Raw genomic sequence first — 23,196 nt, 5'->3', positions numbered from 1 at the left:
GCCGCTGACAGTGGCGGGATCGCCACGGTTCAAAAGGATCCCGCCACGCCCGCCGCGCGCTGACGGGGGCTACTCGCCGCGGGTGAAGGTGCGCCGGTACTCGCTCGGTGTGGTGCCGAGGATGCGCTGGAAGTGCAGGCGCAGGTTGGCGCCGGTGCCGAGCCCGACGTCGGCGGCGATCTGCTCGACGCCGCGCTCGGAGCGCTCCAGCAGCTCGCGGGCCAGGTCGATGCGGGCGCGCATCACCCACTGCATCGGCGTGTAGCCGGTCTCCTCGACGAAGCGCCGGGAGAACGTGCGCGGCGAGACCCCCGCCTGCCGCGCCAGTATGTCGAGGGTGAGGGGCTCGCCCAGCTTGTGCAGCGCCCACTCGCGGGTGGCGGCGAACCGCTCGCCGAGCGGCTCGGGGACGCTGCGCGGCACGTACTGGGCCTGGCCGCCGCTGCGGTAGGGGGCCGCGACCAGACGCCGGGCCGCGTGGTTGGACGCGGCGACCCCCAAGTCGCCGCGCAGGATGTGCAGGCACAGGTCGATGCCGGAGGCGGCGCCGGCCGAGGTGAGCACGCTGCCCTCGTCGACGAACAGCACGTTCTCGTCGACCTGGACGAGCGGGTGCCTGGCCATGAGGGCCCGCGTGTAGTGCCAATGCGTCGTGGCGCGCCTGCCGTCGAGCAGGCCCGTGGCGGCGAGCGCGAAGGCACCCGTCGAGATGGCGGCGAGCCGCGCACCCCGGTCGTGGGCGGCGACCAGTGCCTCGACGACGGCCTGCGGCGGGTCCTCGCGGTCCGGGAACCGGTAGCCGGGGACGAAGACGATGTCGGCCCAGGCCAGCGCGTCGAGGCCGTGGGCGACGTAGTACGCGAGGCCGTCGCCGCCGGTCACGAGACCGGGTGTCGCCCCGCACACCCGCACCTCGTACGGCATGCTCGCGCGGGTCGTGAACACCTGCGCGGGAATGCCGACATCGAGCGGCTTCGCACCCTCGAGCACGAGGACGGCGACGCGATGCAGGCGGGGGGCGGGCACAGGATGAGGTTACGTGGGGCGTGACCGGCCGCGCTTCCGTCAGTGGAACAGCGCCGTGAGCAGGTCGTCGCCGATGCGACAGCCTCCAGGGCAGCACCTTCCCCCTGCGCAAGGAAGGCGATCCCGAGCTCCTGAAGGACCCGGCCGTGCCGCGCCGCGGCGTTGTGCCTACCCCCGCATGGCGTCGTTGTGACTACCCCCGCATGGCGTCGTCGTGACTACCCCCGCATGGCGTCGCGGACGAGCGCGGTGTCGACGAACTGCTCGAAGCGGACGATGAGGCCGCCAGGGTGGCGCGCAGGGCCTCCAGGTCGCCGGCCGCGGAGGCCAGGTACTGGCGGCGGACCACGTCGGCCGGGGCCGTGGAGGTCGCGAAGTCGGTGTGCTCGCAGGTCATGCGACTCAGCCCCACTTCATCTCGCCCTTGGCGACCTTCGCCCCGAGCTGGGCGGCGATCAGCATGCCGTGGTCGGGGTAGCGCCTGACGAGCGCCTCGGTCAGCGCGGCGCCGTCGGCCGCCTTGCCGAGTTCCTCCTCGAAGGCGACGAGGTAGTCGCGGGTGGCGGTGACGGCTGAGGCGTCGGCCGGCGTGCCGGGCAGGCGGTGGCCGGGGACGACCAGCGCCGGCTGCAGGGCGGCCATCTCGTCGAGCAACTCGATCCAGACGGAGCGGTCGGCGGGGGTGGGGGTGTCGGCGACCCAGACGTGCTCCTGCTGGAAGAGCAGGACGCCGCCGAGGAGGGCGCGGTGCCCGGCCTGCCACAGGTAGTGGCGGTCGGGCAGGCCGGCCGGGCCGCCCTTGAGCTCGAAGCGGTGGCCTTCGAGGGTGAGGTCACCGGTCAGCGGGGTGAGGTCGACCAGGCGGGTGGGCAGGTTCGGGCCGAGGGCCGCCCACGCCTTGAGCTTGCCCTCGTAGGAGTGCCGGATGTGCTCGATGACGATCGGGGTGGCGACGAAGGTGGCGTCGGGGAAGGCGTCGGCGAGGACCTCGGCGCCGAAGTAGAAGTCGGGGTCGCCGTGGCTGACAAAGACGGTGGTCAGCTTCTTGCCGGAGTCGAGGATCTCGGCGGCGAGGCGGTGCCCGTCGGCGCGGGTGAAGCCGGCGTCGACCAGCAGCGCCTCCTGCTCACCGGTGACGAGGGTGGCGGTCTTGTTCCTGCTGCCGGCCGGGAAGTCGAGGTCGAGGACCTTGAAGGAGAGAGTGCTCATGGGGGGACCTCCTGGAGGGATGGAGTTCAGCCGGTGCGGGCGGTGGTCAAGTCGGCCAGTCGCCGGTCGATCTCGTCGGCGGTGGCGTGGCCATGGGCCAGGGGGGTGACGCGGTCGCCGTCGACGGCGAGCAGCGTGGGGAAGCCGGTGACGCCCAGGCCGGCGGAGCGGTGGAAGTCGTCCGCCGCCGCGGTGTGCGCCTCGGGCGCGTCGAAGGCGGCGACGACGGCGTCGGCGTCGGCGTCCAGACCTGCCTCCTCGGCGACCTCCCGGTAGGTCGCGGCGTCGGAGAGGCTGAGGCCGTCGACGTAGAAGGCCCGCTGGAGGGCGCCGGCCAGTTCCGCCGCGCGGCCGGGTGCCACCCCGCGCAGGGCGGCGACGCCGCGCGCGGCGGCCTCGGAGTCCATGACGAACGACCCGTCGGCGATCAGCCGCTCGTAGCCCTCGCCGAACTCGGCGCCGGTCAGCTCGGCGATCCGGGCATTGGCGCCCTGGACGTAGCCGAACTCCCGGATCGGCACCCGGCGCGGCCCGGTGAACAGACCGCCGGAGACCACGTCGACCGGCAACTCGGGATGGCGGGAGACGACCTCGCACAGGGTTCCGGAGAACCCGTGCGACCAGCCGCAGTAGGCGTCGAAGACGTAGACGAGCTTCATCGAGGCTCCCAGCGAAGGCATGGCGCGCCCGCCGAACGCGAGCGGTTCATCTGACCAAACAGTAACTGACTCGTCAGATATTCCGCCGCGGAGGCCCGCAGTGGCCCGCAGAGATCCGCAGAACCCCGCAGGACGTTCAGGGCAGGCGCGGCAGCTCGTCCCGTGCGGAGTGGCTCAGGATCCGCAGGTCCTCGGCGAACCGCTCCCGGTCCTCGGGCGGCAGCGGCGCCAGGAAGTAACGCCGGATGTTCTCGACGTGCACCCGGGACGCCCGCACCGTGGTCTCCTCCCCCAGCGGGGTCAGCCGTACCAGCCGCCCACGCCGGTCTCCGGGATCCTCGGCGCGCTCCACCAGCCCGGCCGCCTCCATCCGGTCGACGAGACGCGTCGCCCCGCCCGTGGTCAGCACCTGCTCCTGGGCGATGGCCCGCATCGAGAGCCCCGGATCACCCGCCCGCCCCAGGATGAGCAGCACCTCGAACATCAGATGGCTGATGCCGCACTCCAGTTCCAGCGACCGGCCGAGGATGTACTCCAGCCGGTTCGCCGCCCCCTGCAACCGCCCGAACGCCAGCACCAGCGCGTTGTCCGCGGCCTCCTTCGGCGACGAGATCTCCGCCGGCTCTTCCCCGTTCCCACCGCCCGACTGGGCCTCCACACCATGCATCCACCGATCATGCCCGGTGCGGCCCCGGGAGCTCACGCCCCCGGGGGTGTTCAGTGGCTCGGCGGTCGACGACTCAGCGGTCGATGTAGCTGAAGTCGCCCACGGTCCAGGCGCTGACGTCCTTGATCGCGACTCGGTACATACCGCCCGTCTCGGGGATGCCGAGGCTGCCCTGCAGGATCCGTGCGAGATGGAAGTGCAGGTGGGTGGGCGGCTCGTCGCTGTCGGGCCGGCTCTCGCGCCGGCCGTGAGCGAAGACGTCGGCGAACGGGCCGAGCCGCTCCGAGTCCTTCAGGACGTCCGCCACCCGCTCCCGCCACACGGCCTCAGGGGCCAGGCGGCCGGTGATGACGGCGCCGCCGACGACCACGGTCAGTGACATCTGATTGCTTCGCTCGGACTCAACCGCGGCGGAGATGGCGACGAGCAGCTCATCAGGGTTCGACATAAGTGCACATCTTATTCAGCTGCCTCTCCCGGAACCCCCGCGGGCTTGAAGAGACTGCGCCGAAGCCGCAGGGGCGAGCCCCGTGACGCAAGGCGGCGCGACGGCGAACCGCCGTCCACAGCCGATGTGTTGCCATGTCACGGCCGTGCCACGGCGGTGTCCTGAAGGCAAGACGGGCGCGACCCGGGGGCTCCGGGGCTCCTCCTAGTCAGCACAGACCTGCTCCACCCCGCCTCGGAAGGAACCTCCCGTGAAGAACCGCCACCTGCGCAAGGCCGTCGTCGCCACCGCCGCGATCACCGCCGGGCTGCTGATGACGGCATGCCAGAACAGCACGGCCGACAACTCGTCGGGCACCAGCGGAACGGGCACGGCGGCGGTCGCCGAGAAGGCCTCGGACACCAAGAACGCCAAGAACTCCAGCGACGCCAAGGGCTCCAAGAACTCCTCGGCCTCCTCGGCCTCCAAGACCTCCAAGAACTCGAAGGGCGTCAGCGGCTCGTTCAAGAACGGCAAGGTCACCTATCTCGCCCCGGGCAAGTACATCGTGTCCGTGCCGGGCAAGGGCGACCAGCAGTTCCTGGTCGCCGACGACACCGAGGTCTACGGCGCCGGCACGATATGCGGCGACGCGGGGTCCAAGGTGGACGCGCCCTGCACGCTGGACCAGCTGGAGACTGCCACGAAGAAGGCCGCCGTGAGCGCCGACGTGGAGATGACGAACGGCATCGCGACCCTGGTGACCGAGCGGCGTGCCGCTCAGCGGGACTCGACCGTCATCGAGGGCATCAACAAGGGCAAGGGTGTCAACGGGACCTGGTTCGGCAACGTCTCCTACCTGGCGCCGGGCAAGTACACGGTCTCCGACCTGAAGGGCACCGAGCAGCAGTTCTTCGTCGCCGAGGACACGAAGATCTGGGGCTACGGCGACATCTGCGGGGACACGGACACGGGTGAGGGCGGCCAGGGCGGCACCGAGTGCACCGAGGCGGAACTGGAGACGGCCGCCAAGAAGGGCGTCAGCGCCGAGGTCGTCATCAGCAACGGCATCGCGACCACCATCCGCGACGACCACTGAGCCATGGAAACGGGGAGATGATGGCGGTTATGCGCATCCGCATCGACGCCGTCGACCTGCCCGGCCGCACCGGCCCCGCCTCCGCCGACGGCAGGGTCCCCGCCTACGGCAACCTCCACGTCGCCGTGCAACGCCGCGACCGTCCGGCCGAACTCCTCGCACCACAGCCCGGTGACGCACCGTCCGCGACCTGGACCCTGGAGTGCACCACGAGCACGTCACCGACCGGCACCGACATCAAGGGCCCCTACGTGCAGGACCGACTGGGCCGGCGGTTCGTCTACCTGTCGTGGGGCACGGTCGACGACTCGGGCGTCTTCACGATGTTCCGCCGCGCCAAGCTCATGCTCGACGCCGTCCCCGCCGACGTACTCGCCGCCGCAGCACGCGACGGACTGCTCGTCGGACACCTCGGCCTGACCGACGAGCAGGGCGGCCCCCGGTGCGGACGCGTCGAGCCTCCGCACATCACGTGGACCGCCGCCCGCGCCGAGTAGGGCGCCCCGGCAGAGCGTCCCAGCGCGGCGGGCGCCCTGGGGCTCGGTGCCAGGCCGACCCGGTGTGCAGCGACAGCAGCGGGAGCCACCGTGCGCTCGCCTTCGCCGCGGTCGTGCACCTCGGCCCTTGACCGCGCCCATGGAAGGATGTCGCCCGTGACCGGATCGCCTTCCTCGTCCGTAGCCGAGGGCACGCCTCACCACCACGGCCTGAGTTCCCGTGCCGCCGGCTTGCTGGTCTTCGGGTCGTCGGCCGCGGTCCTGGTGGTCGAGATCGTCTCTCTGCGGCTGCTGGCTCCCTACCTCGGCCTCACCCTCGAAACCAGCACGATGGTGATCGGCATCGCCCTCACCGCGATCGCCTTCGGCTCCTGGCTGGGTGGGCGCATCGCGGACCAGGTCGATCCACGCCGGCTCCTGGGCCCCTCGCTGGGGGTGTCGGGAGCGGTCGTCGCGCTCACCCCTGCCGTGCTGCGCACCAGTGCGGAGTGGGCGCCGGCGGTGCTCCTCCTGATCGCGTCGCTGACCATCCTCGTGCCGGGCGCGCTGCTCTCGGCGGTGACGCCGCTCGTGACCAAGTTGCGTCTCAGCAGTCTTGCCGAGACCGGAACGGTGGTCGGCCGGCTGTCCGGCGTCGGCACCGTCGGCGCCATCGTCGGCACCGTCCTCACCGGCTTCGTCCTCGTCTCGCGGTTGCCGGTCAGCGGCATACTGATCGGCCTCGGCATGCTGCTGGTCGCCGGCTCGGCGGTGGTCGAGTGGCGCGCGCGTGGGTGGAGCGGCACCCCTGCCCTGACACTCGTGGTCGTGGCCGGCGGCCTCGCCACCACGGTCGCGCCCGGTGGCTGCGACACGGAGACCAGGTACCACTGCGCACGGGTCGTCGCGGACCCCGACCGCGACAGCGGCCGCACACTCGTCCTGGACGGCCTGCGGCACTCCTATGTCGACCTCGACGACCCGACCTTCCTCAAGTTCGAGTACGTGCGCGCCATCGCGGCGGTGGTCGATGCCGCCTTCCCCGAAGGGGAGCCGCTCGCCGCCCACCACGTGGGCGGCGGCGGACTCACCTTTCCCCGTTACCTCGCGGCCACCCGGGCCGGGACGCGCAGCCTGGTGTCCGAGATCGACAGCGGGGTCGTGCGCATCGACCGTGACCAGCTCGGTCTGAGGCCGGACGCCGGTATCGACGTACGCGTCGAGGACGGCAGGCTCGGCCTGCGGCGGCTGGACGCCGGCAGTCGTGACCTCGTCGTCGGCGACGCCTTCGGGGGCGTCAGCGTGCCATGGCACCTCACCACGGTCGAAGCGATGACCGACGTACGGCGGGTGCTCAAGGAGGACGGCCTGTACGTCGCCAACCTCATCGACCACGGTGGTCTGGCCTTCGCCCGTGCCGAAGTGGCCACCCTCAGCGAGACCTTCAAGCACGTCGCCCTCGTCGGCGAACCCAGCGACATCGGTCTCGACCCGACCGCCACTCCCCAGGGTGGCAATTTCGTGGTGATCGCCTCGGACCGGCCGTTCGACCCGCGCGCAACCCAGCGAGCGCTGGACGCCCGGCAGACCAGCTGGAAGATCACCACCGGCGACGACCTCATCTCCTGGATCGGCGACGCCCACGTGCTCACCGACGACCACGCACCCGTGGACCAGCTCCTCCAGCCGTACGGCCCGGGGAGCAGCGGGTGACGGTCACATCGGCGCCCCGGGGCCGCCCCTCCGGCTGTCACCCGTATGCCGATGTGACCTTCCTCGCGATCGGGGCGTCGCAGCACGCCCGCCGGCGTCCCCTGCGCTGAGGGCTACGGCCGCCGCGCAGGGGTCATCGGAGGAGGTCATGGCGCTGCGGGCGGAGGCGGTGGCAGGAACAGTGCAGCCCCGCGGAGCCAATATCTGTTTTTGCGAGATGAGAAATTGGCGCGGCCCCCGGCAAGTATTCCTCGATCGCCGGACGGGGCGGAAATCGTGCTCCGTACAGGGCCGGTCGCGCCATGCTACTGTCGATCTCAGTTGCAGGTGTGGTTGCCAGAAGGTTCATTTTCCTACGGGGTAATCAGCACGGCGACGCGGAATCCGCACAGGGCGAATTCCGAACATCGTCTCCGAAGGAGAATTAACATGGCTACTGGCACCGTGAAGTGGTTCAACGCGGAAAAGGGCTTCGGCTTCATCGAGCAGGACGGCGGCGGCGCCGACGTCTTCGCCCACTACTCGAACATCTCCGCCCAGGGCTTCCGTGAGCTGCTGGAAGGCCAGAAGGTGTCCTTCGACATCGCCCAGGGCCAGAAGGGCCCGACGGCCGAGAACATCGTTCCCGCCTGACATCGCGGCAACGCATATTTCGCAGCTGGGGCCCGCACCTTGGGGTGCGGGCCCCAGCTCGCTGCTTTTCAGGGCGCGTGACAAGAACGCCGCGCCCACCCTCTCAGGCTCGTTCTCGCGATTCTCTGCGCCGTTCGTTTTGCTGCGGAAATTCCTTGATACGTGCCTACCAGCTCACATCGAGGAAGGTTCCGCTTGAACCGCGCACGCACCACCCGCACGCCCCGCACCTACGACCGCTCCCGGGGCGCTGCCACCAAGGGCTCGGGGGCGCCGCGGCGCTCCAAGGGCTACGACCGCCGGCCGGCCGCTCCCCAGGGGGAGTTCGCGCTGCCGGTGACGACCACTCCGGCGCTGCCCGCCGTCGAGGCGTTCGCCGACCTCGCCCTGCCGGCGCCGCTGCTGGCCGCACTCGGCCACGAGGGCGTGACCGTGCCGTTCCCCATCCAGGGAGCGACCCTGCCGAACTCGCTCGCCGGGCGTGACGTCCTCGGCCGCGGCCGCACCGGGTCGGGCAAGACCCTCGCCTTCGGCCTCGCGCTGCTGGCCCGTACCGCCGGCCGGCGCGCGGCCCCCCGGCAGCCGCTCGCCCTGGTCCTCGTCCCCACCCGCGAGCTCGCCCAGCAGGTGACCGACGCGCTCACCCCGTACGCCCGCTCCGTGCGGCTGAAGCTGGCCACCGTGGTCGGCGGCATGTCGATCGGCAGGCAGGCCGGTGCGCTGCGGTCCGGTGCGGAGGTCGTCGTCGCGACGCCGGGACGGCTCAAGGACCTCATCGACCGCGGCGACTGCCGGCTGGACGACGTCACCATCACCGTCCTCGACGAGGCCGACCAGATGGCCGACATGGGCTTCATGCCGCAGGTCACGGCCCTGCTCGACCAGGTGCGCCCCGAGGGACAGCGGATGCTCTTCTCCGCCACCCTGGACCGCAACGTCGACCGCCTGGTCCGCACCTACCTGACGGACCCCGTGGTCCACTCCGTCGACCCGTCCGCGGGCGCGGTCACCACGATGGAGCACCACGTGCTGCACGTGCACGAAGCGGACAAGCACCGCACGACGACCGAGATCGCGGCGCGGGACGGCCGGGTGATCATGTTCCTGGACACCAAGCGCGCCGTGGACCGGCTGACCGAGCACCTGCTGAACAACGGCGTGCGCGCCGCGGCTCTGCACGGCGGCAAGTCCCAGCCCCAGCGCACGCGGACCCTCGCCCAGTTCAAGACCGGCCATGTGACGGTACTGGTGGCGACCAACGTCGCGGCCCGCGGCATCCACGTCGACAACCTCGACCTGGTCGTCAACGTGGATCCGCCCACCGACCACAAGGACTACCTGCACCGCGGCGGCCGTACCGCCCGTGCCGGCGAGTCCGGCAGCGTCGTCACCCTCGTGACACCCGGTCAGCGCCGCGGCATGACCCGGCTGATGGCCTCGGCCGCCATCACCCCCCAGGTCACGCCGGTGCGTTCGGGTGAAGCGGAGCTGAGCCGGATCACGGGCGCCCAGACCCCGTCCGGTGTCCCGGTCGTCATCACCGCGCCGGCCCCGGCGCACCCCCGCCGCGGCACGTCCTCCGGAGCCCCGTCGTCCCGGGGCCGCCGCCCCTCCCGGGGGCGCCCCACCGGGCAGGCGGGGCGGCGCACGACGCAGCGGACCGCCTACAACCCGGCGGCCTAGTGACGCCGGCCGGCAGTCGGGCCAGTAGCTCACCCATCTCCGAGGAGGCAGCTTTGACACCGGTTCAGACGCAGTACCGGCAGACGGACCCCTGCTCCGTGACCGTGAGCGACGGCATCGACGGCTCCGGCCCCCGGGTCCGGGACGACATGACCGTCGAGGTCGCCCTGTCCGTCATGGCCAGTGCCCGGGTCGACCACCTCCTGCTGTGCGACGCGGACGACCAGTGCACGGGCTCGGTGACCCGGGCCGAACTCGCCGTGCACCGCGGCAGCGCCACGTACACGGACCGGACCCGGCTGCGGGACGTCCTCGACGGACCGTTCGCCTCGCCCGTCCCCCGGATCGCCGCCCTCCGGGAGCACGACCGGACCCCGGGCGTCCTCGCCCTCTCCAGCTGACCCGCCTCACCCGGTCAGCCCGTCCTCCTTCTCCCTGAGGGGCATCATGCGCTGTGTCATCGCCCGGTACCCGTTCGACCTGACCAAGAACGGGGTGCTGGCCTCCATGAAGGGCATCACGCCCGAGCTCGTCACGGGTGAGTCCGTGACCATCGGCCGCCGCCGCTACCCCGCCAAGCAGGTGGGGCAGGTCCTCACCCGGCAGGACCCCCGCGACTTCACCGCCGCCGAGGTCGTCCGGGCCATGACCCGCCTCGGCTTCACCTGCCACGCCCACCCCGAGGCCGCGCCCGTACACGTCGCCACCCCGCTCCAGACCGCGTCGGCACTGCTCGGCGCCGCACCCCTGGACGCATGACGACGGGCGGACCACCGCCCACCCCGATCCCGATGAGGGCCCTGCCGACGCGCGTCGGCAGGGCCCTCATCGTCGTATCGCCGTCCTCGCGGGCCAACGGCAATGTGCGCCTCAAGCGAACGAAAATCTACTCTTGCCAGAGTAGACATTGAGCTCTGTCGCAGTTAGCCTTTTTCTCGTTGACACGGATCACTGATCGAAGAAGGACGGAGGAGCAGACGCCATCAGGATCGCCCGGCCCGAGCAGCGCTCGGCCGGGTACCGCAAGACCCCGGATTGGAAGGTGGTCCCCGGTCACGCAGCCGCGATCCCCGCATCCCCCCTCCTGCAGGGCCGGTAGCGGAAACAGAAGGTCGGCGCAGCATTAGGGCCGACAGATGGTGTTCAATTTCCTTCGGGGCCCTGGTGCCGTACGGCACCAGGGCCCCTCGACGCGTGCGTTGCACTACGAGGTGACATGACAGCAGATACCCCGCTCAGCGATCGTCTGGAAGACGACGACTACCCCGCGTACACGATGGGGCGGGCCGCCGAGATGCTCGGCACCACCCCGGCCTTCCTCCGGGCCATCGGTGAGGCCCGTCTGATCACTCCGCTGCGCTCGGAGGGCGGACACCGCCGGTACTCCCGCTACCAGCTGCGCATCGCCGCGCGCGCCCGCGAGCTCGTCGACCGGGGCACCCCGATCGAGGCCGCCTGCCGCATCGTCATCCTCGAGGACCAGCTCGAGGAAGCTCAGCGCATCAACGCCGAGTACCGCCGCCGCGCCGGGCACGACACGCCCGAAGGTTCCGTGGCCGAATCCGGCTGATCACCCGGGCGGGTGAGGAGTCCCGTTCCAGGGAAGATCAGGTGCTCCAGAGACCTTGCCGGGCGGTGGTGCCGGCGTACTCGGAGAAGTCCCGGGGAGCCCGGCCCAATGCTTTCCGGACACCGTCGCCGAGCGAGGCCAGGCCGCCTGAACGAACGTGGCCGTACAGGTCGACCGTCAGTTGCACCCACTCCTCGGGCACGCCCTGCGCCCGCTGCTCCCGCGCGTACGCCTCCGGTGTGAGCGGGACGTAGCTCAGGTCGCGGCCGGTGGCCCGGGCGATCTCCGCGACGGCGTCCCCGAAGGTCATCAGGCGGGGGCCGCTCAGTTCGTAGTGCCTCCCGGTATGGCCGGCTTCCGTCAGGGCGGCGACCGCCACCTCGGCGATGTCCTCGGCGTCGACGAACGCCTCCTTGCCGTCCCCGGCCGGCAGCCGCACCTCGCCGCTGAGCACCGGGTCGTACAGGAAGTCCTCGCTGAAGTTCTGGAAGAACCACCGCACCCGCAGCACGGTCCAGTCCGGGCCCGCTTCCTCCAGCGCCCGCTCCGTGGCCAGGACGTGCTCCCCGGCAGGGCCCCAGGCGCCGGGGGGTGTGGACAGCAGCACCGCGTGCCGGACCCCGGCAGCAGCGGCCCGCCGGGCGAACGCGGCGACGTCGTCGGCGGCCTGCGGACCGCCCAGGCCGGGGTGGACGACGTACGCCCCCGTCGCCCCGTGCAGTGCCGCCTCCCAGGTGGCGCGGTCCGCCCAGTCGAAGGACGGCGTGGCCGAACGGGACACCGCGCGCACCGGCACCCCCCGCTCACCCAGCAGCCGCGCCACGCGGCGGCCGGTCTTTCCCGTGGCCCCTGTCACCAGGATCATCTCGTCGCTCATGGCATCCAGCGAACCAGCCGCCGCCCGCCTCGGACATGCCGCGCGGACTCACGTCCATATCCGTTCGTCTACGCTGACCGGCATGGATCCCATGGGGCTGACCAGCACGGATCCGCTCACGGACCTGCTGAACGGGGTGCGCACCCGGGGCGCCGTCTTCCACCAGTCGTCCCTGACCGGCTCCTGGGCGGCACGCTTCGAGGACGGCTCGCCGCTGGCCCTCGCGGTGCTCGCGCGCGGCTCCGCCTGGATCACCCCCCAGGACGGCGACCCGGTCCGGATCGGCGCCGGAGACGTCGCGGTGCTGCGCGGCGGCACACCGTACGTGATCGCGGACGACCCCGGCACCGAACCGGACGTGGTGATCCGTCACGCCGGCCGCCGCACCACCCCGCGGGGCGAGGAACCGGCCCGGCCCCGCGTTCCGGACGCCGGCGCCTGGGACGCGGCAGGGGGTGACGGCACGCTCCTGCTCAGCGGGCTCTGCACCGTGGACAGCGGCACCCCGGGCCGGCTGCTCGCCGCGCTCCCGCCCCTCGCCGTCATCACGGCGGACGTGGGCAACTGCCCGGTCGGCCCGGCAGCCTTCGAGGAGATCACCCGCGAGGAGCCCGGGCAGCAGCTCCTCCTGGACCGGACGCTGGACCTCATGCTCATCACCGCCCTGCGCGCCTGGTTCACCCGCCCCGGCGCCGAGGTCCCCGCCTGGTACCGGGCCCACGGCGACCCCGTGGTCGGCCCCGCCCTGCGCATGCTGCACAGCGACCCGGCCCGCCCTTGGACGCTGCCGGCCCTGGCGGCGAGGGCCGGGGTGTCCCGGGCCGGACTCGCACGGCGCTTCACCGCCCTGGTCGGCCGGCCGCCCATGACGTACCTGCGGGAACATCGCCTCGCCCTCGCCGCCGACCTGCTGCGCGAGCCCGGCGCGACGCTCGCCGCGGTGGCGGACCGTGTCGGGTTCGCCAACGCCTTCGCCTTCAGCGCCGCGTTCAAGCGGGAACACGGCATCAGTCCGAGCGAGTACCGCATGCGCGAGGGAGTGGCTTCCCGCCCGGGTCAGGAGTAGAGCGTCAGCCGGGCCGCCGGCTGCGGTGCCGGGAGAGCCGACGGCGGGTCTTCCGCGGAGCCGCCGGTGCCGGTCCCGCGACGGGCAGGCCGGAGCGGCTGTAGTGGAAGGCGGCGATGCGGTCGCTGTGCTGGGAGTTCAGCTGGTGGATGAGGAACACGCCGAGCACGATCACCCCCAGGATCGCGGCCACGGTCACGAAGATCTCCATGGTTCTCACCGTCCCATCGGCTGCGGCGGCACAGCGGCGGTCACGGCCGGGATCCCCGGAGGTGCGGCCGGGGCGCGGGGCTCGTCGGCCGGGGCGCGGGGCAAGTCAGCCGGGGCGCGAGGCTCATGTCCTCCTTCGGAGTCCCAGACCGCCTCCACGGCCCGGTCGGCCTCGTACGCCGTCCGCACGCGTGCCTCCGCCTCCATCAACCGGCTCGCGGTCGCCGTGTCCAGGGGGTCGCTCGCGGCGGCCATCAGCCGGGCGGCCGACTCGGGAGGCGTCTGCGGCGGGACCACCAGGAGGTTCCAGCGGCCCGCGCGGTACGAGAGCAGCAGCAGTTCGTGCGGGTCCTGCTCGGCCAGGAACCAGCCCACCTTCACCACGTGCCCGGCGACGGGCACCTTGCGGGGAACGGCCGGCCAGTGGGTGGGATTCACGGTGACCCGGGTGATCCGCCCCCACAGCGGGTCCAATACGGCGATCAGGGCGGGCAGTTCCGCTCCGAGATCGCGGGAGCGGGGCCACCAGGCGCCGTCCAGCAGCGGTGGTGCGGGACCTACGGGAGCGAGCGACAGACGGGGAGCGGACGAGGAGGACCGGTCATCGGCTTCGGCTGTCAGGCGGGGGGAAACGGTCGCAGTCATGGCGCGAACCCTGCCCCGGGCCGGCCACGACCGGCCCGGCATATTCGATCGCCGAAAACGACACGGGCCTGGGAGCCGGTGCGCGAAATGCCCTCGGTACCTTCACCGTACTCCTCGGACGGGACATCAGTTCGGGTGTGCGGTGCCCGTATCGATGAGGATCTGTTCGGCCTGCGTCACGCTGCCGGCGCGGACGGCCTCGGCCATGGCGGCGCGCGCGGCGTCGGGCGTCGCGTGCGGCGGGACCACGAGGAGGGAGAAGAGGTCCTGCCCGCCCCGGGTGATGAGGACGGTGTCGTCGCCGACCGGGGAGGAGTCGATGTGGACGACACGGCCGTCGACGGTGATCCGCGTCGGCAGTTCCTCCCAGGCACCCGCGTCCAGGCCGACACGGGTGATGGGCCCGAGGTGCTCGGTCAGTGCGGTGATCAGGCCGGGGAGCTCGGCGGCGATGTCGCGCGAGCGCGGCCACCACGCCCCGTCGAGCACGCCCTGCCGGTCGTGTGTCGTCTCCAGCCGTACGACGGCCGTGCCGGGCCGTACGGCCTGGTGGACGGCGTCCGGCAGGAGCCTGGTCACACGCGGGGAGTCGGGTTCGGACATCGCTCTCGCCTGCCTGCCCTGCCGGGGATCCTGCGGGCATCCGGAAACCGAGTGGCTTCCTCGCTCAACGGTACTCTCGGGCCGCCGGCGCCCGGAGAACCCGCAGAGCCCGGAGTAGAGTGACAGATCCGGCCCGTCTCCCACCGGGACATCGAACTCCGAGGTCGCCATGCAGTCCACGGAACCACCCTCGGACGGGCACGCCGAGGTCCGCATCGTCGCCGCCTCGCCCGAGGTCGCCCGTCGGGTCGCGGAGATCCTCCGCCACTGCTTCGCCGCCACCGAGCAGCGCAGCTACCCCGCGGGTCCCGACGGAGGAACCCGCCTCGACCTCACCGTGGACACCAGCCGCCCGGCAGAGCCCGCCCGGTCCTGGCTGGAGAGCAGCCGGTCCACGGAGGACAGCCGCCGGTCCATGGAGGACAGCCGCCGGCGCGCGTGAGACGGCGCCCGGCGGCTGCGGTCACACGGGGTCGCTCGCGGCGGCCGCCATCAGCGGTTCCGCGGCCTCCTCGGTCGTGTCCGGCGGCACGACCAGCAGGTCCCAGCGCCCCCGGCCGGGGGCGAGCAGGACGGCGGTGTGCGGGGCGGACGCCGCGAGGGCCCTGTGCAGTCCCACGACCTGGTTGAAGACGAGCATCCGGCCCGGTCCCGTGGACCACGTCGCCCCGTTGACGGTGACGCTGGTGATGTGACCCCACGCCCGCGGCAGCCCGGCGAGCAGCGACGGCAGTTCCGCGAGCAGGTCGTAGGAGCGGGGCCACCACGCCCCGTCGATGGACCGGGGCATGGCGCTGCGGGGTGCGAGACGCAGCCGGAGGACCGGGTGGGAGGGAAGCGAGGGCGGTGGCGGGGCGGTCATGAGGGCTCCTGCCGACGGTCATGAGGGGTCGGGTGGGCGGTGTCAGACGCGTCGGGCCGCGACCCGTTCCGCGGTCGGCCAGCGCACGTCGTGCACCCAGCCGAGGCGTTCGAGGAGGCGGATGACGGCGGCGGAGGGGTCGACCTGGCCGCGGTCGACGCCGTGGCGGGCGCTGGTGGGGTCGGCGTGGTGGAGGTTGTGCCAGCTCTCGCCGAACGACAGCAGGGCGAGCGGCCACAGGTTGGTGGCCCGGTCGTGGCGGCGGGTGCGGAACGGGCGCTCACCGATCAGGTGGCACAGGGAGTTCACGCTCCAGGTGACGTGGTGGAGCAGCGCGATGCGCACGAGTCCCGCCCACAGCAGGGCCGTCACGCCGTACAGCCACGTGCCGCCGATGGCCCAGCCCAGCCCGAACGGCAGGGCGAGCGTGAGGACGGACAGGGCCGGGAAGGCGCGGGCAATGGCACGGATGTCGCGGTCTGCGAGCAGGTCGGGGGCGTACCGGTCGGCGGGTGTGCGGTCGTTGCGGAACAGCCAGCCGACGTGCGCGTGCAGCAGCCCGCGCAACTGGCCGCGCAGATGCGTGCCGTAGCGGTACGGGGAGTGCGGGTCCCCCGGCCGGTCGGTGAAGGCGTGGTGGCGGCGGTGGGTGGCGACCCAGCCGATGACGTCGCCCTGGAAGCTCATCGACCCCGCCACCGCGAGGGCGATGCGCACGGGGCGGTTGGCCCGGTAGCCGCCGTGGGTGAGGCCGCGGTGGAAGCCGACGGTCACGCCGAGCCCGGTGATCGTGTACAGGACGAGGGCGAGCACGATGTCGGCGGGATGGATGAGACTCCCCCACAGCAGCCAGCCGGCGAGACCGATCGCCACGAACGGCAGGACGACGATCACCCCGGTCACCGCGACGTACAGCCGCTCACCGCCGTCGCGCGCGGGAGCCGGGCCGTCCGGCGGGAAGGGGGACGTCCCGTCGTAGCCCTGGGGCGCCGGCGGGGGGACCGTCGTGGACGTGGCCGGGCTGTGCGGCGATGGCATGTGCGACTCCTCGGCCTGTGTGCGGATGCGCGGCCGGGGTCACGGGCTGCCCATGCGAGAACGGGTGGTGTGCGCGGTCCGGAACCCGTCAGAATTCCGGCATACGGAAAGTCCTCGTCCTCCCCACCGTACTCCGGCCCGGGCGGGAGTAGGGTGAATTGGGCGAACCAGACAGGGGGTGCGGCCATGATCCGGTCAGCCGACGTCCGCGAATGGCGCGACCACGAGGTGGTCGACCCGAAGCAGCACAAGATCGGAGTGCTCGAGGCGGTCTACGTGGACACCGCCACCGACGAACCGGCGATGGCCACCGTCCGGACCGGGCTGCCCAGCCGCCGGCGCCTGGTCTTCGTCCCCCTCGACGACGCCGTTCTCGGACCGGACTACGTCAAGGTGTCCTACGCCAGGGGACAAGTGCACAAGGCCCCCTCGATCGGGACGGACGACGTCCTTCCGGCCGAGCGGGAGGCGGAGATCTTCCAGCACTACGGCATGACGTACCAGGCGGGGGCGGGGGGCGAACGCCGGCTCGCCCGCGGCTGACCGGCGGGCACGTGGCACAGGAGAGGTGGTCGCGGTGATGACGCTCTTCCTTCTGATCGTCCTCGCGGCCGTCGCCCTGGGAATCATCGGCGTGGCAGCGGACGGCCTGGGCTACCTCCTGGCCATCGGCATCGTGGTGTTCGCCGTCGATGTGATCTTCTTCGCGGTACGCGTGTCCCGGCGCGCGGGGCGGCGGCCCGTGCGCTGACGAGGAGGGGTCTTACCGACGGCTTCCCGGTCCGGTCAGGAATCGAGAAGCGCGGTTCGCGTGCCGGGCCTAGCGTCGGTGGCATGACTTCCATCGAATCCATCACCCTCGAAGTGGACGACGCCGACGCCGCCCGCCGTTTCTACAGAAGCGCGTTCGGACTGGACAGACAGGTGCGCGTGCGGGGCTCCGAGGCTCCGACGGCCGGCTTTCGCGGGTTCACGCTGTCGCTCGTGGTGTCGCAGCCGGCCGATGTCAACGCGCTCGTCGAGGCCGCCGTGGACGCCGGTGCCGCGACGCTGAAGCCCGCCGCCAAGTCGCTGTGGGGTTACGGGGGCGTCGTGCGGGCACCGGACGGGACGATCTGGCAGATCGCGTCGTCGTCGAAGAAGGACACCGGCCCGGCCACCCGGCGGATCGACGAGATCGTGCTCCTGCTGGGGGTCGCGGACATGGCCGGGAGCAAGCGGTTCTACGTCGAGCACGGCCTCCCCGTGGCGAAGAGCTTCGGCAGCAAGTACGTCGAGTTCGACACCGGGTCGGGCGCCGTCAAGCTGGCGCTGTACAAGCGCCGGGGCCTGGCCAAGCTCGTCGGCGTCTCCCCCGACGGCACCGGATCGCACCGGCTCACCGTCAACAGCGACGCCGGGCCCTTCACCGACCCGGACGGGTTCGCGTGGGCGACGGCTTCGGAGACCGCGTCGCTGTGACCGTGAACCTGTCTGTCCTTACGGAGTCGTGACGTGCGGGCGCGCTCCCCTGGTGCGGCGGGGTCGCGGGCCTAGCGTGGCCGTATGCGCGTACTGGTCACCGGCGGTGCCGGGTTCATCGGGTCCCATGTGGTCGCCGCCCTCCGGGAGCGCGGGCACGAGGCGGTCGTGTTCGACGTGCGGGAGGACGCCGCCGACGACGTGCGGGACCCCGCCGCCGTCGGCCGTGCCCTGGCCGGTGTGGACGCCGTGTGTCACCAGGCGGCGAAGGTCGGGCTCGGCGACGGGGTCGCCGACGCGGCTCAGTACGTCTCCCACAACGACCTCGGCACCGCCGTACTGCTCGCCGCCATGGCGGAGGCGGGGGTACGGCGTCTCGTGCTGGCCGGGTCGATGGTGGTCTACGGGGAGGGCCGCTACGCGTGCCCCCGGCACGGGGTCGTCCGGCCCGGGCCGCGTGCCGTCACCGACCTCGACGCCGGCCGCTTCGAGCCGCCGTGCCCGGTGTGCGGGGCGGACCTCGTCCCCGGGCTGGTCGGCGAGGACGCCCCGGCCGACCCGAGGAACGTGTACGCGACGACCAAGCTCGCCCAGGAGCACCTGGCCGCCGCCTGGGCCCGCTGCACCGGTGGCTCGGCGGTGTCGCTGCGCTACCACAACGTCTACGGGCCCGGCATGCCCCGCGACACCCCGTACGCCGGTGTCGCCTCCTTCTTCCGCTCGGCGCTCGCCCGGGGCGAGGCACCCCGCGTCTTCGAGGACGGGCGGCAGCGCAGGGACTTCGTGCACGTCCGGGACGTGGCGCAGGCCGATGCGGTGGCCCTGGAGGCGGAGGCCGCCCCGGGCGTGCTCACGGCGTACAACACCGGCAGCGGCGACCCGCACACCGTCGGCGAGATGGCCCGGGCGCTGGCCGCCGCGTACGGCGGGCCCGAACCCGTCGTCACCGGCGAGTACCGGCTCGGGGACGTACGGCACATCACCGCCGACTCCGCGCGGCTGCGGGACGCGCTGGGCTGGAAGCCTCAGGTCGCCTTCGAGGAGGGCATGGCGGAGTTCGCGCGGGCCGGGATGCGGGACGCCGAGGTCGTGTCCGGCTCGTGAAAGACCGGTGGTGCTGCCCGTGTTACGAAGCGGCGGCGGGCAGCACCACCTCGAAGCGGCAGCCGCCGGGGATGTTCCGTACGGTGGCCCGGCCCTGGTGCGCCTCCACGATCCCCCGGACGATGGCGAGGCCGAGGCCCGCTCCGGCCGGGGGCGTCCGGGCGTGCGTGCCGCGCCAGCCGGTGTCGAAGACGCGGGGCAGGTCCTCGTCGGGGATGCCGCCGCAGCCGTCCGTCACGGACAGCACCACGCCCTCCGTGGAGCGTTCCGCGGTGACGGCGACCGTGCCGTCGGCCGGGGTCCGGCGAATGGCGTTGACCAGCAGGTTGCCCAGCACCCGGCTCATCTCCTTGCCGTCCACCTCCACCGGCACCGGCTCGATACGGCCGCCCACCAGCCGCACCCCGTGCTCCCGGGCGAGCGGGTCGGCTCCCGCCAGCGCGTCGCCCACCAGGTCGTACAGGGAGATCCGGCTGGGGGCCAGGGCGAGCGCGCCGGCGTGGATACGGGAGAGTTCGAAGAGGTCGCCGACCATGTCGTTGAGGCGTTCGACCTCGGTGCGGATCTGCTTCAGATAGCGGCCGGGGTCGGCGGCGACGCCGTCCTCCAGGGCCTCCGACATGGCGCGCAGACCGGCCAGCGGGGTGCGCAGGTCGTGCGAGATCCAGGCGACGAGTTCACGCCGGGAGGTCTCCAGCGCGCGTTCCCGCTCCCGGGATTCGGCGAGTCTGGCGCTGGTGGCGGCCAGTTCGCGGCTCAGATGGTCGAGTTCGGCGGTCGTCGGGCCGACGGGGGCGGCGAAGTCCCCGCCGTCGCCGAAGGAGCGTGCGGCCACGGCGAGTTCGCGGCTGCGGGCGACGACCCAGCGGCCGAGCAGCAGCGCGGTGGCCAGGGAGACGACGGCCGCCATGGCGACGACGGTCGTGACGACGGACAGGTCGTGCGGCGACAGGAACATCGCCCAGGCGACGGCGAGCGTGCCCGCGAGCATCGCGACGACCCCGACCGCCGCGACCACGGCGAGCGAGGCGGTGAGCGAACGGCGCCGGATCAGACGCAGCGCACCGGCTCCGGCCAGGCCGGTGGCCGCGGCGCCGACGAAGGCGTACAGGGCGATGAGGAGGGTGTCGTTCACGATCCGGCCTCCTCTCCGGTGGTTCCGGTGGGGTCGAAGCGGTAGCCCACGCCCCACACGGTCTGGATCAGGCGCGGCCGGGCCGGGTCGTCCTCGACCTTGCCGCGCAGGCGGCGGACGTGGACCGTGACGGTCGACAGGTCGCCGAAGTCCCACCCCCACACCTCGTGCATCAGGTCCTCGCGGGCGAAGGCCCGCCCCGGGTGCCGCAGGAAGAAGGAGAGCAGGTCGAACTCGCGGAGGGTGAGGGCGAGTTCGGTGCCGTTCTTGGTGGCCCGGCGGGCTTCCGGGTCGACGGTGAGACCGGCGGCTCCCAACCGGTGCCCGGGGACCGCGGGCCGGCTGCGGCGCAGCACCGACTCCACGCGCAGCACCAGTTCGCGGGGGCTGAAGGGCTTGGTGACGTAGTCGTCGGCGCCGACCTCCAGGCCCAGGATGCGGTCGTCCTCGTCGCCGCGGGCGGTGAGCATGATGACCGGGACCGGCCCCTGTCCGCGCATCCGCCGGCACACCTCCAGGCCGTCCATCCCGGGCAGCATCAGGTCGAGGACGACCAGGTCCGGCCAGTGGGCGGCGGCGCGGGTGAGGGCGGCCGGGCCGTCGTCGGCGCGGTCGACGACGTAGCCGGCGCGGTCCAGATACCCGGCGACGACCTCGGCGACGGTCGGATCGTCGTCGACGACCAGAACCCGCGGAGGCCCGCCCGGGATCTCCTCGTGCTGATGGGGCTGCTGCATGGCTCCAGCGTCGCACCGGACGGCCGGCGATGGCCCGTCCGGACGCCTCCTCGCCGCCGACGTCCGCGTTTCGTAAGGAGCCGAAGTCCTGAATGCCCGTTTCGCGTTCGTAGGGTGAGACCGTGACGACGACATCTTCCGACGTCGACGTGGTGCTGCCCTGCCTGAACGAGGCCGAGGCCCTGCCCTGGGTGCTCGAACGGATCCCGCCGGGCTGGCGCGCGCTCGTCGTCGACAACGGTTCCACCGACGGCTCGGCCCGGGTCGCCCGCGCGCTCGGCGCGACCGTCGTGCACGAGCCGCGCCGGGGCTTCGGCGCGGCCTGCCACGCGGGGCTGACGGCCGCCACCGCGGACGTGGTGTGCTTCTGCGACTGCGACGCCTCCCTCGACCCGTCGCTCCTCGTCCCCTTCGTGCGCGAGGTACGGGACGGCGGGGCCGACCTGGTCCTCGGGCGGCGGCGTCCGCAGGGACGCGGCGCGTGGCCCGCGCACGCCCGGGCCGGGAACCTCGCCCTGTCGCGGATGCTGCGCCGCCGCACCGGGCTGCGGCTGCACGACCTCGGTCCCCTGCGCGCCGCCCGCCGCGAGCCGCTGCTCGCCCTCGGCCTCACCGACCGGCGCAGCGGCTATCCGCTCCAGATGGTGGTGCGCGCGGCCGACGCCGGCTGGCGGATCACCGAGCACGACGTGCCGTATCTGCCGCGCACCGGGGCCTCGAAGGTGACCGGCACATGGCGCGGCACCTGGCAGGCCGTACGGGACATGAGCCGGGTGCTGGGCGAGGCGCCGGACGGCGCTCCGGTCGAGGCTCCCGCCGTCGAGAGGGGCGCGCGGTGACCGCACTCCTCGTCATCGCCAAGGAGCCGCGCCCCGGCCGGGTCAAGACCCGGCTCACTCCGCCGTTCACGCCCGGCCAGGCCGCGTCCCTCGCCGAGGCGTCCCTCGCCGACACCCTGGACGCGGTCGCGGCGGCCCCGGCCGGCCGCAGGGTCCTCGTCCTCGACGGGGAGCCCGGCCCCTGGCTGCCGCCCGGCTTCGACGTCGTACCGCAGTGCGCGGGCGGTCTCGACGAGCGGCTGGCGCACGCCTTCGCGCGCTGCGCCGGCCCGGCCCTGCTCATCGGCATGGACACCCCGCAGGTGACGCCGGAGCTGCTCACCGTGGACTTCGCCGGCTGCGACGCCTGGTTCGGCCCGGCCGAGGACGGCGGCTTCTGGGCCCTCGGCCTGGCCCGCCCCGACCCCGCCCTGCTACGGGGCGTTCCCATGTCCACCGCCACGACGGGGGCCGTCCAACGGGACCGGCTCGTCGCGGCGGGCCTGCGGGTCCGCGACCTGCCCCGCCTGCGCGACGTCGACACGGCGGCCGACGCCCACGCCGTCGCCGCGCTGGCCCCGGCCGGGCGGTTCGCGGAGCGGCTGGCCCGGTGCACGGCGCCGGCCTCCTGCCCGGACGGGTTCGCGGGGCGGCCTTCTCGGTCTGCGGCTCCGGTCTCCCGCCCGGCCGGGCCCCGATGAGCGCCCCGCCCGTCACCGCCGTCGCCTGGGCGGGGGCCGACCCCTACGCCGACGCCCTGCGCGCCGGTCGCGGGCCGCTGTTCCTGCGGCGGGCCGACGGCTGGCTGCTGCCGCTGGAGGTGGAGCGCTGGTGTGCTCGGGCCGACGCGGTGGACCGGGGCGTGCTGGACCGGTGTGAGGGGACCGTGCTGGACGTGGGATGCGGGCCCGGGCGGCTCGTGGCGGAACTCGCCGCCCGGGGCCGGGCCGTCCTCGGCATCGACGTCAGCGCCGCCGCCGTCGAGCACACCGTACGGACGGGAGGCCAGGCGCTGCGGCGCTCGGTGTTCGAGCCGCTGCCCGGCGAGGGCCGCTGGGACACCGTCCTGCTCATGGACGGCAACATCGGCATAGGCGGCGACCCGCGCGCCCTGCTGGACCGGGTAGCCCGACTCCTGCGCCCCGGCGGCCTGTTGATCGCCGAGACCGCGCCGGTGGACATCGACGAACGCGCCCAGGTGCGGGTCGTCGGCCGCACGGACGCACGCGGCGCCGGCGACCCCTTCCCCTGGGCACGGCTCGGCACGCCCGCGCTGCACCGGTACGCCCGGGGCTGGACGCGGGCCGGTCAGTGGACGGCCGACGGGCGCCGCTTCGCCGCCCTGCGCACCCGCAACAGCCGCACGGCCAGCAGCAGCGCCGAGCCGCCGAAGAGGACGGCGGTGATCAGCAGCCAGCGGCCCAGGAACACGTCCGCCGGCAGGCCGGTTCCGGACCGGTAGCGCCGCTCCACCATGC

Annotated in this window: 30 protein-coding genes and 1 pseudogene; 17 read left to right on the top strand and 14 right to left on the bottom strand. The window is 72.9% G+C overall.

Annotated features, from left to right (window positions below; translation table 11 throughout):
* Window positions 1-69 precede the first annotated feature (69 nt).
* From ACZ3I3_RS01545 to ACZ3I3_RS01520, 6 genes and pseudogenes are all read right to left on the bottom strand, one after another.
* On the bottom strand, window positions 70-1,026 hold the full coding sequence (locus ACZ3I3_RS01545; protein ID WP_467361656.1) for a GlxA family transcriptional regulator: 957 nt from the start codon (window positions 1,024-1,026) through the stop codon (window positions 70-72).
* 279 nt (window positions 1,027-1,305) lie between these two features.
* Window positions 1,306-1,423 (bottom strand): annotated as a pseudogene (locus ACZ3I3_RS01540) (nuclear transport factor 2 family protein); the annotation flags it as partial.
* Between the two features lie 5 nt (window positions 1,424-1,428).
* Complete coding sequence (locus ACZ3I3_RS01535) at window positions 1,429-2,235, bottom strand: MBL fold metallo-hydrolase (protein ID WP_467361654.1); 807 nt, start codon at window positions 2,233-2,235, stop codon at window positions 1,429-1,431.
* Window positions 2,236-2,261: 26 nt separating this feature from the next.
* Window positions 2,262-2,894, bottom strand: a complete 633-nt coding sequence (locus tag ACZ3I3_RS01530; protein ID WP_467361653.1) for a DsbA family protein — start codon at window positions 2,892-2,894, stop codon at window positions 2,262-2,264.
* Between the two features lie 136 nt (window positions 2,895-3,030).
* Window positions 3,031-3,561 carry a MarR family winged helix-turn-helix transcriptional regulator gene (locus tag ACZ3I3_RS01525; protein WP_467361652.1) on the bottom strand — a complete coding sequence of 177 codons (531 nt, stop codon included), beginning with the start codon at window positions 3,559-3,561 and terminating at the stop codon, window positions 3,031-3,033.
* A 73-nt stretch (window positions 3,562-3,634) separates the two neighbouring features.
* Window positions 3,635-4,009 carry a hypothetical protein gene (locus tag ACZ3I3_RS01520; RefSeq protein ID WP_467361651.1) on the bottom strand — a complete coding sequence of 125 codons (375 nt, stop codon included), beginning with the start codon at window positions 4,007-4,009 and terminating at the stop codon, window positions 3,635-3,637.
* Between the two features lie 250 nt (window positions 4,010-4,259).
* Between ACZ3I3_RS01520 and ACZ3I3_RS01515 the strand changes: the two genes are divergently transcribed.
* The 8 genes from ACZ3I3_RS01515 to ACZ3I3_RS01480 all read left to right on the top strand — a co-directional run bounded on the left by ACZ3I3_RS01515 (window position 4,260) and on the right by ACZ3I3_RS01480 (window position 11,162).
* Window positions 4,260-5,087: a hypothetical protein gene (locus ACZ3I3_RS01515; protein WP_467361650.1), complete on the top strand. Its 828-nt coding sequence runs from the start codon at window positions 4,260-4,262 to the stop codon at window positions 5,085-5,087.
* Window positions 5,088-5,116: 29 nt separating this feature from the next.
* Window positions 5,117-5,584: a DUF5990 family protein gene (locus ACZ3I3_RS01510; protein ID WP_467361649.1), complete on the top strand. Its 468-nt coding sequence runs from the start codon at window positions 5,117-5,119 to the stop codon at window positions 5,582-5,584.
* 156 nt (window positions 5,585-5,740) lie between these two features.
* Entirely contained in the window at window positions 5,741-7,276 is a 1,536-nt protein-coding gene (locus tag ACZ3I3_RS01505; protein ID WP_467361648.1) for a fused MFS/spermidine synthase, read from the top strand.
* Window positions 7,277-7,705: 429 nt separating this feature from the next.
* Window positions 7,706-7,909, top strand: a complete 204-nt coding sequence (locus ACZ3I3_RS01500; protein WP_030730357.1) for a cold-shock protein — start codon at window positions 7,706-7,708, stop codon at window positions 7,907-7,909.
* 195 nt (window positions 7,910-8,104) lie between these two features.
* Window positions 8,105-9,592, top strand: coding sequence for a DEAD/DEAH box helicase (locus ACZ3I3_RS01495; RefSeq protein ID WP_467361646.1), 1,488 nt, complete (start codon window positions 8,105-8,107; stop codon window positions 9,590-9,592).
* A gap of 53 nt (window positions 9,593-9,645) precedes the next feature.
* Complete coding sequence (locus ACZ3I3_RS01490) at window positions 9,646-9,993, top strand: CBS domain-containing protein (RefSeq protein WP_467361644.1); 348 nt, start codon at window positions 9,646-9,648, stop codon at window positions 9,991-9,993.
* A 46-nt stretch (window positions 9,994-10,039) separates the two neighbouring features.
* On the top strand, window positions 10,040-10,351 hold the full coding sequence (locus ACZ3I3_RS01485; protein ID WP_467361642.1) for an SCO5918 family protein: 312 nt from the start codon (window positions 10,040-10,042) through the stop codon (window positions 10,349-10,351).
* Between the two features lie 457 nt (window positions 10,352-10,808).
* Complete coding sequence (locus ACZ3I3_RS01480; RefSeq protein ID WP_467361641.1) at window positions 10,809-11,162, top strand: MerR family transcriptional regulator; 354 nt, start codon at window positions 10,809-10,811, stop codon at window positions 11,160-11,162.
* Window positions 11,163-11,199: 37 nt separating this feature from the next.
* Here the strand turns inward: ACZ3I3_RS01480 and ACZ3I3_RS01475 are convergent, their stop codons facing one another.
* Complete coding sequence (locus tag ACZ3I3_RS01475; RefSeq protein ID WP_467361639.1) at window positions 11,200-12,039, bottom strand: NmrA family NAD(P)-binding protein; 840 nt, start codon at window positions 12,037-12,039, stop codon at window positions 11,200-11,202.
* An 82-nt stretch (window positions 12,040-12,121) separates the two neighbouring features.
* Between ACZ3I3_RS01475 and ACZ3I3_RS01470 the strand changes: the two genes are divergently transcribed.
* Window positions 12,122-13,105 (top strand): AraC family transcriptional regulator, encoded by a 984-nt coding sequence (locus tag ACZ3I3_RS01470; RefSeq protein WP_467361638.1) that lies wholly within the window; start codon window positions 12,122-12,124, stop codon window positions 13,103-13,105.
* A 4-nt stretch (window positions 13,106-13,109) separates the two neighbouring features.
* On the opposite strand, the gene ACZ3I3_RS01465 is transcribed toward ACZ3I3_RS01470, so the two are convergent.
* The 3 genes from ACZ3I3_RS01465 to ACZ3I3_RS01455 all read right to left on the bottom strand — a co-directional run bounded on the left by ACZ3I3_RS01465 (window position 13,110) and on the right by ACZ3I3_RS01455 (window position 14,563).
* Window positions 13,110-13,316: a hypothetical protein gene (locus tag ACZ3I3_RS01465; RefSeq protein ID WP_467361636.1), complete on the bottom strand. Its 207-nt coding sequence runs from the start codon at window positions 13,314-13,316 to the stop codon at window positions 13,110-13,112.
* A 5-nt stretch (window positions 13,317-13,321) separates the two neighbouring features.
* The gene (locus tag ACZ3I3_RS01460) at window positions 13,322-13,960 is read right to left on the bottom strand and encodes a DUF5994 family protein (protein ID WP_467361634.1); all 639 of its coding nucleotides are present in this window, start codon (window positions 13,958-13,960) and stop codon (window positions 13,322-13,324) included.
* Between the two features lie 126 nt (window positions 13,961-14,086).
* Window positions 14,087-14,563 (bottom strand): DUF5994 family protein, encoded by a 477-nt coding sequence (locus ACZ3I3_RS01455; protein WP_467361632.1) that lies wholly within the window; start codon window positions 14,561-14,563, stop codon window positions 14,087-14,089.
* A 169-nt stretch (window positions 14,564-14,732) separates the two neighbouring features.
* Between ACZ3I3_RS01455 and ACZ3I3_RS01450 the strand changes: the two genes are divergently transcribed.
* Window positions 14,733-15,005: a hypothetical protein gene (locus ACZ3I3_RS01450; protein WP_467361630.1), complete on the top strand. Its 273-nt coding sequence runs from the start codon at window positions 14,733-14,735 to the stop codon at window positions 15,003-15,005.
* Between the two features lie 21 nt (window positions 15,006-15,026).
* Here the strand turns inward: ACZ3I3_RS01450 and ACZ3I3_RS01445 are convergent, their stop codons facing one another.
* Together ACZ3I3_RS01445 and ACZ3I3_RS01440 are read right to left on the bottom strand one after the other, a co-directional pair.
* Entirely contained in the window at window positions 15,027-15,425 is a 399-nt protein-coding gene (locus ACZ3I3_RS01445) for a DUF5994 family protein (RefSeq protein ID WP_467361628.1), read from the bottom strand.
* A gap of 42 nt (window positions 15,426-15,467) precedes the next feature.
* Entirely contained in the window at window positions 15,468-16,463 is a 996-nt protein-coding gene (locus ACZ3I3_RS01440) for an acyl-CoA desaturase (protein ID WP_467361627.1), read from the bottom strand.
* 186 nt (window positions 16,464-16,649) lie between these two features.
* Here ACZ3I3_RS01440 and ACZ3I3_RS01435 point away from each other — a divergent pair, with 186 nt between their 5' ends.
* The 4 genes from ACZ3I3_RS01435 (at window position 16,650) to ACZ3I3_RS01420 (ending at window position 19,028) form a co-directional block, all read left to right on the top strand.
* Window positions 16,650-17,006 carry a PRC-barrel domain-containing protein gene (locus ACZ3I3_RS01435; RefSeq protein WP_467361626.1) on the top strand — a complete coding sequence of 119 codons (357 nt, stop codon included), beginning with the start codon at window positions 16,650-16,652 and terminating at the stop codon, window positions 17,004-17,006.
* A gap of 37 nt (window positions 17,007-17,043) precedes the next feature.
* Window positions 17,044-17,214, top strand: coding sequence for a hypothetical protein (locus ACZ3I3_RS01430; protein ID WP_467361625.1), 171 nt, complete (start codon window positions 17,044-17,046; stop codon window positions 17,212-17,214).
* An 83-nt stretch (window positions 17,215-17,297) separates the two neighbouring features.
* The gene (locus ACZ3I3_RS01425; RefSeq protein WP_467361624.1) at window positions 17,298-17,924 is read left to right on the top strand and encodes a VOC family protein; all 627 of its coding nucleotides are present in this window, start codon (window positions 17,298-17,300) and stop codon (window positions 17,922-17,924) included.
* A gap of 84 nt (window positions 17,925-18,008) precedes the next feature.
* Complete coding sequence (locus ACZ3I3_RS01420) at window positions 18,009-19,028, top strand: NAD-dependent epimerase/dehydratase family protein (protein WP_467361622.1); 1,020 nt, start codon at window positions 18,009-18,011, stop codon at window positions 19,026-19,028.
* A 22-nt stretch (window positions 19,029-19,050) separates the two neighbouring features.
* Here ACZ3I3_RS01420 and ACZ3I3_RS01415 read toward each other — a convergent pair whose 3' ends face one another.
* The gene (locus tag ACZ3I3_RS01415) at window positions 19,051-20,163 is read right to left on the bottom strand and encodes a sensor histidine kinase (RefSeq protein WP_467361620.1); all 1,113 of its coding nucleotides are present in this window, start codon (window positions 20,161-20,163) and stop codon (window positions 19,051-19,053) included.
* Entirely contained in the window at window positions 20,160-20,900 is a 741-nt protein-coding gene (locus ACZ3I3_RS01410) for a response regulator transcription factor (RefSeq protein WP_467361619.1), read from the bottom strand. Before ACZ3I3_RS01410 ends, ACZ3I3_RS01415 begins: the two co-directional genes overlap by 4 nt.
* 122 nt (window positions 20,901-21,022) lie before the next feature.
* Here ACZ3I3_RS01410 and ACZ3I3_RS01405 point away from each other — a divergent pair, with 122 nt between their 5' ends.
* Genes ACZ3I3_RS01405 through ACZ3I3_RS01395 form a run of 3 tightly spaced genes read left to right on the top strand, consistent with a single transcriptional unit; the run spans window position 21,023 to window position 23,180 of the window.
* The gene (locus tag ACZ3I3_RS01405; RefSeq protein WP_467361618.1) at window positions 21,023-21,739 is read left to right on the top strand and encodes a glycosyltransferase family 2 protein; all 717 of its coding nucleotides are present in this window, start codon (window positions 21,023-21,025) and stop codon (window positions 21,737-21,739) included.
* Window positions 21,736-22,419 (top strand): TIGR04282 family arsenosugar biosynthesis glycosyltransferase, encoded by a 684-nt coding sequence (locus ACZ3I3_RS01400; protein ID WP_467361616.1) that lies wholly within the window; start codon window positions 21,736-21,738, stop codon window positions 22,417-22,419. Before ACZ3I3_RS01405 ends, ACZ3I3_RS01400 begins: the two co-directional genes overlap by 4 nt.
* The gene (locus tag ACZ3I3_RS01395) at window positions 22,416-23,180 is read left to right on the top strand and encodes a class I SAM-dependent methyltransferase (protein WP_467361614.1); all 765 of its coding nucleotides are present in this window, start codon (window positions 22,416-22,418) and stop codon (window positions 23,178-23,180) included. The genes ACZ3I3_RS01400 and ACZ3I3_RS01395 overlap by 4 nt, the downstream gene beginning before the upstream one ends.
* The last annotated feature ends 16 nt before the right edge of the window (window positions 23,181-23,196 follow it).

It is taken from the genome of Streptomyces sp. NPDC016851, assembly GCF_055562795.1.
Note: the sequence above shows the minus strand (reverse complement) of the source record. Positions and strands in the feature narration are given on the sequence as shown.